11 protein-coding genes and 1 pseudogene are annotated in these 11,234 nt (G+C 72.1%); 3 read left to right on the top strand and 9 right to left on the bottom strand.

What is annotated here, in order from left to right:
• Positions 1-144 precede the first annotated feature (144 nt).
• The 3 genes and pseudogenes from IH61_RS0125630 to IH61_RS0125620 all read right to left on the bottom strand — a co-directional run bounded on the left by IH61_RS0125630 (position 145) and on the right by IH61_RS0125620 (position 2,048).
• Positions 145-936, bottom strand: a complete 792-nt coding sequence (locus tag IH61_RS0125630; protein WP_031073838.1) for a DUF3710 domain-containing protein — start codon at positions 934-936, stop codon at positions 145-147.
• A gap of 2 nt (positions 937-938) precedes the next feature.
• A pseudogene (gene dut / locus IH61_RS0125625) lies at positions 939-1,473 on the bottom strand (dUTP diphosphatase).
• Positions 1,470-2,048 (bottom strand): PaaI family thioesterase, encoded by a 579-nt coding sequence (locus IH61_RS0125620; RefSeq protein WP_031073835.1) that lies wholly within the window; start codon positions 2,046-2,048, stop codon positions 1,470-1,472. Before IH61_RS0125620 ends, dut begins: the two are co-directional and overlap by 4 nt.
• Positions 2,049-2,162: 114 nt before the next feature.
• On the opposite strand from IH61_RS0125620, the gene IH61_RS0125615 reads away from it, so the two are divergent.
• Positions 2,163-2,612, top strand: a complete 450-nt coding sequence (locus IH61_RS0125615; RefSeq protein ID WP_031073833.1) for a DUF3093 domain-containing protein — start codon at positions 2,163-2,165, stop codon at positions 2,610-2,612.
• Between the two features lie 272 nt (positions 2,613-2,884).
• On the opposite strand, the gene IH61_RS0125610 is transcribed toward IH61_RS0125615, so the two are convergent.
• From IH61_RS0125610 to IH61_RS0125595, 4 genes are all read right to left on the bottom strand, one after another.
• Positions 2,885-3,184, bottom strand: a complete 300-nt coding sequence (locus tag IH61_RS0125610; protein ID WP_030057692.1) for a DUF4193 domain-containing protein — start codon at positions 3,182-3,184, stop codon at positions 2,885-2,887.
• 470 nt (positions 3,185-3,654) lie between these two features.
• On the bottom strand, positions 3,655-4,638 hold the full coding sequence (locus tag IH61_RS0125605) for an acyl-ACP desaturase (RefSeq protein WP_031073831.1): 984 nt from the start codon (positions 4,636-4,638) through the stop codon (positions 3,655-3,657).
• A gap of 290 nt (positions 4,639-4,928) precedes the next feature.
• On the bottom strand, positions 4,929-6,242 hold the full coding sequence (locus tag IH61_RS0125600; protein WP_031073829.1) for a sensor histidine kinase: 1,314 nt from the start codon (positions 6,240-6,242) through the stop codon (positions 4,929-4,931).
• Between the two features lie 118 nt (positions 6,243-6,360).
• Positions 6,361-7,014, bottom strand: coding sequence for a response regulator transcription factor (locus IH61_RS0125595; protein ID WP_030285473.1), 654 nt, complete (start codon positions 7,012-7,014; stop codon positions 6,361-6,363).
• Between the two features lie 454 nt (positions 7,015-7,468).
• Between IH61_RS0125595 and IH61_RS0125590 the strand changes: the two genes are divergently transcribed.
• Positions 7,469-7,654 carry a hypothetical protein gene (locus IH61_RS0125590; RefSeq protein ID WP_031073827.1) on the top strand — a complete coding sequence of 62 codons (186 nt, stop codon included), beginning with the start codon at positions 7,469-7,471 and terminating at the stop codon, positions 7,652-7,654.
• A 161-nt stretch (positions 7,655-7,815) separates the two neighbouring features.
• On the opposite strand, the gene IH61_RS0125585 is transcribed toward IH61_RS0125590, so the two are convergent.
• Both IH61_RS0125585 and IH61_RS0125580 read right to left on the bottom strand, forming a co-directional pair.
• The gene (locus IH61_RS0125585) at positions 7,816-8,634 is read right to left on the bottom strand and encodes an inositol monophosphatase family protein (RefSeq protein ID WP_031073826.1); all 819 of its coding nucleotides are present in this window, start codon (positions 8,632-8,634) and stop codon (positions 7,816-7,818) included.
• Positions 8,627-9,835, bottom strand: a complete 1,209-nt coding sequence (locus tag IH61_RS0125580; RefSeq protein WP_078911390.1) for a ferrochelatase — start codon at positions 9,833-9,835, stop codon at positions 8,627-8,629. The genes IH61_RS0125585 and IH61_RS0125580 overlap by 8 nt, the downstream gene beginning before the upstream one ends.
• A 132-nt stretch (positions 9,836-9,967) precedes the next feature.
• Here IH61_RS0125580 and IH61_RS0125575 point away from each other — a divergent pair, with 132 nt between their 5' ends.
• Positions 9,968-11,227, top strand: a complete 1,260-nt coding sequence (locus IH61_RS0125575; RefSeq protein ID WP_051837959.1) for an MFS transporter — start codon at positions 9,968-9,970, stop codon at positions 11,225-11,227.
• Positions 11,228-11,234 lie beyond the last annotated feature (7 nt).

Raw genomic sequence — 11,234 nt, 5'->3', positions numbered from 1 at the left:
TTTCATTCATCGGATTCACTTTCCGCCTTGTTGCCCCGGTCTCCCGCGGCGACTCCGGAACTGTACGGGGACGGGCCCGCCACATGCAAATCGCCCCCGTCCGGGCTTCCGGACGGGGGCGATCGGCGAACGACCGGTGAACGGTCAGCGGACCTCGGTGATCTCCGGGCCGCGCGCGAACGGGTCGAGAGCGCCGTAGCGGTTCTCGCCGGAGGCGGCAGCCGCCCCGCCACCGTCCGCGACCATCTGCGCGTCCTCGGGGAGCTTCAGCACGATCGGGTCGCGCGGAGCCATCGGGCTGTCACCACGGACGACGACCGTCTGGCGGAAGACCTGCTCGAGGATGCCGGCCATCTCGGGCTGCACGGCGGCCTGGCCCGAGATCACGCCGCGCAGGAACCAGCGCGGGCCGTCGCAGCCGACGAAGCGCACCAGCTGCACGCCCTGGGTGCCGTCCGGCAGCTGCACCGGAACCTGGGCACGGAGGTGCCAGCCGAGCTCGCCCTCCTCCTCCTCGATGAGGCCGCCCTGCGAGGTGATGCCGTTGGCGATCTCCTCGCGGACCTCGCCCCAGATGCCCTCCGACTTCGGGGCCGCGAAAGCCTGGAGCTGGATGGCGCTGTTGCCGAGTACGAGGGTGGCGGCGACGATCGCGTCACCGGCGACCTCGACGCGAAGCTCCATGCCCTCGACGCCGGGGACCAGCAGACCCCCGAGGTCCACCCGCCCCTCCTCGGGGTTCTCCAGCTCGGAGTGGTCCCACGGACCGTCCGGCCGCGGGGCCGGCGGCAGGCCGACCTTGTCGGCCGGGTCCAGCTCGGTTTCGTTCTCGCTCTCGGCGGAACCTTCGACGTCATCGGCCGTCTCGTCGGCGCTGATGGCGTCGTCGGCGAGCTGCTCGACAGCGTCCTCGCTCTTCTGGCGACGACGGAACACGGTCACTGTCCTTCCCGGTCCAAGACCGATGCGAATACCTGCTCGGCTTCCTGCGAGGCCGCGGGAATGCTAGACCGCGGCGTGGCCGCCGGTCGACCCGAACCCACCCTCGGCGCGTGCCGACCCAGGCAGCTCCTCCACCTCGTGGAAGCGGGCCTTCTCCACCTGCTGGATCACCAGCTGGGCGATTCGGTCCCCTCGGCGGAAGCTGACCCCCTCGCGCGGGTCCAGATTGACGACGATCACCTTGATCTCTCCACGGTACCCGGCATCGACCGTCCCCGGGGCGTTCACGAGGGCAACTCCGCAACGAGCTGCGAGCCCGGAGCGCGGGTGCACGAAGGCCGCGTAGCCGTCCGGGAGGGCGATCGCGATGCCGGTCGGCAGCACGGCCCGCTCGCCGGGGGCGAGTTCGGCGTCGACGGTGGTGCGCAGGTCGGCGCCCGCGTCACCGGGCTGCGCGTACGCGGGCGACGGCAGCTCGGGGTCGAGTCGCCTGATCAGGACGTCCAGCGGCTCTCGGGGGCTGGTACTCACGGGTTCACCTCAAAGGCTCGTGCGCGCTTCATCAGATCCGGGTCGTCGAGGACCTTCTCGATGTCCTCGGGACGACCGTGCGTGGTGAAGTGTTCCAGCTTCACCTGGATGAAGAGCGCCGCCGCCCGCACCGCGACCGGCCCGTCCGGGCCGCCGATCCGCGCCTCGGCGGCGCTGTAGACCTTGCGGCCGTGCACGCCGGTGACCCAGGCGCGCAGGTGCAGCGGGGTGTCGACGGGCACGGGGCTGAGGAAGTCGGTCTCCAGACGGCCGGTCACGGCGGGGACGTGCAGCAGCCAGTTGAGCGTGCCGAGGGTCTCGTCCATCGCCGTGGTGAGCACACCGCCGTGGGCGAGCCCGGGGCCGCCCTGGTGGACGTCCCGGACGGTGAACACGGCGGTGACGTCGAGACCTTCGCCGGCGACGGCGTCGATCCGCAGGCCGCCGGGGTGCTGCGGGCCGCAGCCGAAGCAGTGCTCGTAGTGCGAGCCCAGCCGCGTGCCGGGGGCGGGCGCCTGGGGGTGGCGCTCCGGCAGAACGGCGTCCTGCGGCGGGGTGGTCGGGGTCATGGACATCGGCGTGGTGGGGGGTGTCGTACCGGTCACGAGGCCCCACCCTACCCAGCGGTAGCAGGGCCTCCGGCGGGGGTTGCGTCCGGGGCGGGGCATCAGGGCACCCACAATGGAGGCATGTACGACGAACGCCTCACGGTGCCGCGCTCCTGGTGGCTGCTCCCCGTCGCTGTCGGTCTCACGCTGGCGCTGATCCTCATCCGGGTCAGCGGCCCGGCGGCGCTGATCGGACTGGTGGTCGGTGTGGCCGCCGGCGCGGTCGCGATCAGCAGTTACGGCTCGGCCCGGATCCGGGTGGTGCAGGGCTCCCTGGTCGCCGGCCAGGCCCGGATCCCGGTGGACGCCCTGGGCACCGCCCACGCGCTGAGCCCGTCCGAGGCCGCGGCCTGGCGCGGGCCCAAGGCCGATCCGCGCGCCTTCATGCTGCTGCGCAGCTACGTCCCGACGGCGCTGCGGATCGAGGTGACCGACCCGGCCGACCCGACGCCGTACCTCTACCTGTCGACGCGCTCGCCGATGAAGCTGGCGCAGGCGCTCGACGAGGCCCGTCGGGGCACTCGCGCCTAGCGACCCGAGGGCGCGGAAACGCGGGCACGCCGGGATCAGCCGGGATCAGCCGGCTCAGCCGGAAAAACGGAGAGGGACGGTTCCGCCGCTGCGGGACCGTCCCCATGACTTTGTGCCGGTCGGCGCGTCACCGCCCGACTCCGTCCCTACCGGCGCCGCCCCTGGGGGGCGGCCTCCGGTCCTGCCGTCCGGCCCCGCTGCCCGGGGCCGGAAGGGGCGCTGTGCCGGCGCCGCGGGAACCCACGGCGACCGGGCCCTGAGGACCGCGGTGCTCAGGCGCCGCAGTCCCGGCAGATCGGGTTGCCGTTCTTCTCGCTGTACAGCTGGCTGCGGTGGTGCACCAGGAAGCAGCTCATGCAGGTGAACTCGTCGGCCTGCTTGGGCAGCACCCGAACGGCGAGTTCCTCGTTGGACAGGTCCGCGCCGGGAAGCTCCATGCCCTCGGCCGCGTCGAACTCGTCGACGTCGACCGAGCCGCCGCCCTTGTCGTTACGCCGAGCCTTGAGCTCCTCGATGCTGTCCTCGTTGAGCTCGTCGTCGGTCTTGCGTGGGGTGTCGTAGTCCGTTGCCATTGTTCGCTCTCCCCCTCCGGGTTGTGCGGTGTGCGGTATCTCCAGCGCACGTAACGCATGGGGGGTCGGTCTTGTGCCCGACCCGAGGGCGAGATTTTGCCTTACTTCAAGCCCCGTTACTCAATCGACACTCAGCCGGGGGTCCGTTGGGGTGATCCATCGGGGCTCGACGGGCCTCACGCTGGGCCATCGCCGGTGCGCTTCCGGACCGGCTTCCCGATCACGCAGAGTAGTCGGCACCCGCCCGAACATCTGCTGATTCCTATGCCCACCAGGAGTGCCGACCAATCCTCCGGACCGGCGGAGTGGCAAATTCCGGTCACGGACGGCGATCGGCACCACCGAGGGCATGATCACGCTCCGAGGTTGCCCGCAACCGAGGAGCGACACGGTGTGACCTTGGTCACGTTCAGAATCTTCCTGGGCAAATTATGGAAAATCCACCCAGTCCGACTGTCCGTGTGACCTGACTAACCCGCGTTGCGACGGGCATCGCGGCGGGCCAGCTGAGCCGCCTGCCGCTCCTCGAACTTGGTCGCCTGGGCGTCCAGGCCGTCCAGGAAGGTCCCCAGGCGGTCCTGGGCCAGCAGACCCTCGGCGCTCAGCCCGGTGGCCTCCATGACCCTCAGGTGGCGCAGCACGGGCTGCAGCACGTCGTCGTGGTGGATGCGCAGGTTGTACACCCCGCCGATGGCGATCTGCGCGGCGGCGCGCTCGAAGCCGGGGATGCCGTGCCCGGGCATCCGGAAGTCCGTGACCACGTCGGCGATGGCGCGCATGGCCTCGTCGGGGGCGATCTCCAGGGCGGCCTTGAGCAGGTTCCGGTAGAAGACCATGTGCAGGTTCTCGTCGTTGGCGATCTTCGCCAGCAGCTGGTCGCACAGCGGGTCGCCGGCGTACTTGCCGGTGTTGCGGTGCGAGATGCGGGTGGCGAGCTCCTGGAAGGCCACGTAGGCGACGGAGTGCAGCATGCTGTGCGCGTTGTCGGACTCGAAGCCCTCCGACATGTGGCTCATCCGGGCCCGCTCCAGCTCGACCGGGTCGACGGCCCGGGTGGCGAGCAGGTAGTCGCGGATGGCTATCCCGTGCCGGCCCTCCTCGGCCGTCCAGCGGTGCACCCAGGTGCCCCAGGCGCCCTCGCGGCCGAACATCGTGGCGATCTCGTGGTGGTAGCTCGGCAGGTTGTCCTCGGTCAGCAGGTTGACCACCAGCGACACCCGGCCCAGCGGGGTCACCTGGGACTGATCCAGCGACCACGCCTCGCCGCCCAGCACGCCGTCGAAGTCGCGCCCCTGGCCCCAGGGCACGTACTCGTGCGGCATCCACTCCTTGGCGATGGCCAGGTGGCGGTCGAGCTCCTTCTCCACAACCTCTTCGAGGGCCAGGATCAGCCGCGCGTCGGTCCAGCCGCTCGATCCGAGCGCGGGGCTGCTCTGCACAGGGGCGATGGTCACGGTCTTGCTCCTGGGGACGGACACGCACCGGACGGGCGCGATCGGTGGGCACACGGTGTACGGACCGGACGGACGGCTCCGGCGGAACGCACTTACGGTTGCGTAGGTTACGACACCGTAAGTTGCTCGGGCAGGAAAAGACAAGCCGCCCCCGCCTGGCCTTATGTCGTCTTGACGGGCCTCGCGGGGGCGGCTGGAAACGGTCGCGCGCGGAGCAGCGCGCGGGGCTGCGGCTTTACCGGTTCAGGGCTTGAGCCTTCACGGTTTCGGTACGGCACGGTTTCGGTACGTCACGGCTTCGGGATGCGCACCCGCATGGTGAGCCCGCCCCCGGCGCGCGGGGTCGCCTCGACGCTGCCGCCGTGGGCGCGCACCACCGAGCGGACGATGGACAGGCCCAGGCCCACACCCTTGTCGCTGCGGGTGCGGTCGGCGCCCTTGACCCGGCGGAACGGCTCGAAGATGTGCTCCAGCTCGTACCCGGGCACCACCGGGCCGGTGTTGGAGACCACCAGTTCCCCGCCACCGGGCACCTCGGCGGTGGCCAGCTCCACCCAGCCGCCGGGGGTGTTGTACCGGACGGCGTTCTGCAGCAGGTTGAGGGCGAGCCGCTCCAGCAGCACGCCGTTGCCGGCGACCACCGCCGGGTCGAGCTTGGTGCGCAGCTCCACCTCGCGCTTGTCGGCCTCGGTACGGGTCTGCTCGATCGCCCGGGTGGCGACCTCGGACAGTTCCACCGGGCGCCGGTCGTTCAGCTCGTTCTCGCTGCGGGCGAGCAGCAGCAGGCCCTCGACGAGCTGTTCGCTGCGCTCGTTGGTGGCCAGCAGGGTCTTGCCGAGCTGCTGGAGGTCGGGCGAGGAGGCCGGGTCGGAGAGCTGGACCTCCAGCAGGGTGCGGTTGATCGCCAGCGGGGTGCGCAGCTCGTGGGAGGCGTTGGCGACGAAGCGGCGCTGGGAGTCGAAGGAGCGGTCCAGCCGGTCGAGCATCTCGTCGAAGGTGTCGGCGAGCTCCTTGAGCTCGTCGTCCGGGCCGTCCAGCTCGATGCGCCGGTGCAGGTCGGAGGAGGCCACGTCGCGGGCGGTGCGGGTGATCCGGCCGAGCGGGCGCAGCACCCGGCCGGCCATCGCGTAGCCGGCCGCGAAGGCGATCACGGCGAGGCAGACCAGGACGGTGAGCAGCTTGCGCAGCAGGGTGTTGAGGGCCTGGTCGGCCTGGACGGACTTGTACTCGTTGAGCCACTGGTCCAGGGCGGCCTGGTTGGTGAAGGTCAGGCCGTCCGGCGTCCGCACGGAGATTCCCGCACCGGCGGGGATCATCAGGCGCGGCTGGCCGACCTCCTGGAGGGACTGCTGGACGAAGAAGTACATGACCAGCAGCAGCACCACGCCGGCCATCAGGAACATCCCGCCGTAGAGCAGGGTGAGGCGCATCCGGATGGTGGGGCGGAAGGGCAGCCAGGCGAGCAGGCCGTCGCCGGGGACGTAGGACTCGTGCTGGTTGAGCCGGGGCGGGCGCGGGGGGTGCGTGGGCCGGGGCGGGACGACGGCGCGCGGGCCTCCGGCGGGCGCACCGGAGGGCCCGCCGACCGGGGGCGGGGTGGTCATGACGGTCCTCTCGGGGCGTCCGCCGGGGGGCGGGCGCGGGGTGCGGCGGGGAATCCGCGCCGGGGGTGGTTCCGGCCGGACGGACGGATGTCAGGTGTCAGGTGTCGGGTCTCGGATGTCAGATGCGGTAGCCGGAGCCCGGCACGGTGACGATCACCGGCGGGTCGCCGAGCTTGCGGCGCAGCGTCATCACGGTGACGCGTACGACGTTGGTGAACGGGTCGGTGTGCTCGTCCCACGCCTTCTCGAGGAGCTGCTCGGCGGAGACGACGGCGCCGCCGGCCCGCATCAGCACCTCCAGGACGGCGAACTCCTTGGGGGCGAGTTGGACGGTGCGTCCCTCGCGGATGACCTCGCGGCGGCCGGGGTCGAGCGAGATACCGGCGCGTTCCAGGACGGGCGGCAGCGGGATGGTGGCGCGGCGGCCCAACGCTCGGACGCGTGCGACGAGTTCGCTGAAGGCGAACGGCTTCGGAAGGTAGTCGTCCGCTCCGATCTCCAGGCCCTCGACCCGGTCGCTGATGTCGCCGGAGGCGGTCAGCATGATGACCCGGGTGGCGAGGCCCTGCTCGACCACCTTGCGGCACACGTCGTCGCCGTGGACCAGCGGGAGGTCGCGGTCGAGGACGACCACGTCGTAGTCGTTGACCGCGATGCGCTGGAGCGCGGCCTCCCCGTCGTACACCACGTCGACGGCCATCGCCTCGCGGCGCAGTCCGGTGGCGACGGCCTCGGCGAGCAGCTGCTCGTCCTCGACGACGAGAACCCGCACGGTCGTTGTCCCTTCTCCAGGCCGGCCCCGGAAGCGGACGCACGGCTCCGACGGTGCCTCCATCCTGCCTGGTCATGCGGTAAAGCAGCGATAAGCTGCCTCGCTCGCACGGAGTGTGGGCCCCGATCGGTGACCGTTCGTAGCGGCACCACTCCGCTTGGACTGTGACCCGGGCAACTTTCTTCGGCTTTCTTCGGCCGGAAGGTTTCCCCGCCCCGGGGGCGGGGAGGACAGCTGCACACCCGCGATCTGGCCGTGAGCCGATCGCACCCACCCGCCGTGCGTTCATCCGCGCCGGCCCTGGGGCTGGGACGTCACCGGGAGCGGCCGAGGGGCCGTCTCCGCGCCCGACCGGTAGAGCCTTCACCTGTCGGACCGGGCGTCTTCACCGGCTGGACCACCTCGGGGCGGAGAACGTACGACCGTGCACGTCCGACACAGTAAGGGGGCCCGTATGGACGCCTTCAAGGCCGGAATCCTGCAGCGCATCGCCAACGCCGAGCAGGACCTGCACCGCGCGATCGAAGCCGGGGATGAGTTCCTCGCCGAGGTGGAGCAGTCCGAGCTGGACGACCTCCGTCGCCTCGCCGCCGACCACGGCGTCGACACGGTGCTGGAGCGCCACCGCACCGCCGCCTGATCCACCTGCCGACCCGATCACGCCGGGCGGTCGCCGCCGGGGCACGCACCTCGACGGCTTCTCGTCGGTCACCAATGCTCCGCAGTGGCTCCCTCCTCGGCACCGCCGATGCACCCACCCCAACGACGCCCACTGATCCGACGTGATCCGAAAGACACGGCCTAGTCCTCCCAGGCGCGCAGGGCGGCGAGGCGCTCCTGGAGGGGCTCGTAGACGCCCGGGGCGGCGGCCACGGTCAGGTGGCCGTCCGGGCCGTGGCCGGGGCGGCCGCCGACCAGGGCGCCGGCCTCGGTGGCGATCAGGCAGCCGGCCGCGCGGTCCCAGGGGGCGAGGCCGCGCTCGTAGTAGCCGTCCAGGCGCCCGGCGGCGACGTCGCACAGGTCCACGGCGGCGGCGCCGCCCCTGCGCACGTCCCGCACCTCGGGCATCAGGGCGAGGAGCACCTCGGCCTGGCGCACCCGCACCGGCTGGACGTAGTTGAAGCCGGTGCCGATCAGCGCCTGGCCCCAGGGCGGGGCCTGGCGGGCGGAGACCGGCCGGCCGTCGAGCCGGGCGCCGCGGCCGAGCACCGCGTGGAACAGTTCCCCGCGGGCCGGGGCGTACACCACGCCGACGACCGCCCGGCCGTCCAGCTCGGCGGCCACGCTGACCGCCCAGGAGGGAAGCCCGTACAGGTAGTTGACCGTGCCGTCGAGCGGGTCGACGACCCAGCGCACCCCGCTGGTGCCGGCGCGCTCGGAGCCCTCCTCGCCGAGGTAGCCGTCCTCGGGGCGGCGGTCGGTGATCAGCTCCAGGACGAGCTTCTCGGAGGCGAGGTCCATCTCGGTGACCACGTCGACGGGGCTGCTCTTGGTGCCGGCCACGCCGAGGTCGGCGGGGCGGCCGTCGCGCAGCAGGGCGCCGGCCTGCCGGGCCGCGTCCAGGGCGACGGCCAGCAGGTCGTCCAGGAGCCCGTCCCCGGGCAGGGCGTGCTCAGACATGGCTCTCCTCGGCGTTCTGCTCGGCGTTCCCGTCGGTGCTCCCGGGAGCGCTCCCGGCAGCGCTCTCGGCGGCCGCCGGGCGCGGGGCGCGCGGGTTGGGGCAGCAGCGGACGGCGCACAGGTCGTGGCTGGGGCCCAGGGCACCCAGGGCGCAGCGGGTCACGGCCTCGCCGCGCTCGACGGCGGCCCGCTCCAGGACGAGGTCACGCACGGCGGCGGTGAAGCGCGGGTCGGCGCCGACGGTGGCGGCGCGGGCCACCGGCAGGCCGAGTCCGGAAGCCTTGGCGAGGGCCTCGGTGTCGAGGTCGTACTTGACCTCCATGTGGTCGGAGACGAAGCCGATCGGGACCATCACCACGGCGGGCGCGCCGTCCGCGTGCTCGGCCTCCAGGTGGTCGCAGATGTCGGGCTCCAGCCACGGGATGTGCGGGGCGCCGCTGCGGCTCTGGTACACCAGCTCCCACGGCCGGCCGGCCACGCCGGTGTGCTCGGCGACGGCGGCCGCGATCAGCCGGGCCACCTCCAGGTGCTGGGCGACGTACGCGCCGCCGGGCGTGCCCCGCGCCGGGTCGTCCGGGGCGCCGGAGGTCTCGGCCATCGCGGTGGGGATGGAGTGGGTGGTGAACGCCAGCCGGGCGCCGGGGCGCACCTCGGAGGGCAGCTCGTCCAGGGCGGCGAGGGTGGCCTCGATCATCGGCTCGACGAAGCCGGGGTGGTTGTAGAAGTGCCGCAGCTTGTCCACGCTCAGGGCCGGCAGGCCCTCCTCGGCGAGCACGGCCAGCGCGTCGGCCAGGTTCTCCCGGTACTGGCGGCAGCCGGAGTACCCGGCGTAGGCGCTGGTGGCGAGGACGGCGATCCGGCGGTGGCCGTCCTTCGCCATCTCCCGCAGGGTGTCCACCAGGTAGGGCGCCCAGTTGCGGTTGCCCCAGTACACCGGCAGGTCGAGGCCGTGTTCGGCGAAGTCCTTCCGCAGGGCGGCGAGCAGCTCGCGGTTCTGCCCGTTGATCGGGCTGACCCCGCCGAACAGGAAGTAGTGGCGGCCGACCTCCTTGAGCCGTTCCTTGGGGATGCCCCGGCCCCGGGTGACGTTCTCCAGGAACGGGACGACGTCCTCGGGGGCCTCGGGCCCGCCGAAGGAGAGCAGCAACAGGGCGTCGTAGGGAGCGGCCCCGGACGGTGAGGGTTTGCGCGCGTCGGACATGGCACTGATCCTGCCACTGAGGGGCTGTGCGCCGGTGCCAGGGCTGCTCCGGCGCCCGGAAAATACGGTTTGCCAACGTACGTAAGCTGTGTATGCCAGCCTTGTTCCTTACCTCGCGTCCGGAGCTCTCCCGTGCTCTCCACTTACCGCCGGATATTCGCCGCCCCCGGCACCCTGGCCTTCTCGACCACCGGCTTCGTCTCCCGCATCCCGATCTCGATGTCCGGCATCGGCATCATCACGATGCTCTCCCAGCTCAGGGGCGCGTACGGCGTCGCCGGCCTGGTCTCCGCGACCATGGCCGTCTCCGCAGCCGTCCTCGGCCCCCAGGTCTCCCGCCTGGTCGACCGGCACGGGCAGCGCCGGATCATCGTCCCCGCCATGGCGATGACCATCACCTCGGTCGTGGGCCTGCTGCTCTGCGCCCGGCTGAACGCCCCGGACTGGACGCTGTTCGTCTTCGCCGCCGGCATGGGCGTCATGCCCAGCACCGGCGCCATGGTCCGCGCCCGCTGGGCCCACCTCTACCGCGACGACCCGGACAAGCTGCACACCGCCTACTCCTTCGAGGCCGTCGTCGACGAGATCTGCTTCATCGTCGGCCCGATCCTCTCCATCGGCCTGGCCACCTCCGTCTTCCCCGAGGCCGGCGTGATGCTCGCGGCGGTCTTCCTCGCCGTCGGCGTGCTGCTCTTCGCCGGGCAGCGCTCCACCGAGCCGCCCGTGCACCCCGCCGCCCGGCACCACGGCCGCTCGGTCATCCTCAACCGCGGCCTCCAGGTGCTGATCCTGACCTTCGTCGCCACCGGCGCGATCTTCGGCTCCGTCGAGGTCGTCACCGTGGCCTTCGCCGACTCCCAGGGCCACAAGCCGATCTCCAGCGTGATCCTCGCCCTGTGGGCGCTCGGCTCCTGCCTGGCCGGCGTGGTCTACGGCGGCCTCAAGCTCACTGGCTCCCTGGCCACCCGCTTCTTCCTCGGCGTGGTGTTCATGGCCGTCAGCATGGTCCCGCTGGTGGTGGTCGCCCACTCCGTCGACGGCGTCGTCGGCCTGGCGGCCGTCGGCGGAGCCCTCCTGATCGCCGGCATCGCGATCTCCCCGACCCTGATCTCCGCCATGGCCCTGGTCGAACGGCTCGTCCCCGCCTCCCAGTTGACCGAGGGCATGACCTGGACGACCACCGGGCTCGCCCTCGGTGTCGCCGTCGGCTCCTCCGCCGGCGGCTGGGTGGTGGACGCCTCCGGCGCCGCCGCCGGCTACTGGGTGCCCTTCGGCGCGGGCCTGCTCGGCGTGGTCGCCGCCCTCGCGGGTCTCGGCCGCCTGCACGGCGGACTCGCCGCCGACGGCGAGAACGCGACCGCCCTCGAACAACCCGTAGACGCCGACCGGTGATCTGACT

The sequence above is a fragment of the Streptomyces sp. NRRL WC-3742 genome (genome assembly GCF_000720635.1).
Taxonomy (GTDB): domain Bacteria; phylum Actinomycetota; class Actinomycetes; order Streptomycetales; family Streptomycetaceae; genus Kitasatospora.
Note: the sequence above shows the minus strand (reverse complement) of the source record. Positions and strands in the feature narration are given on the sequence as shown.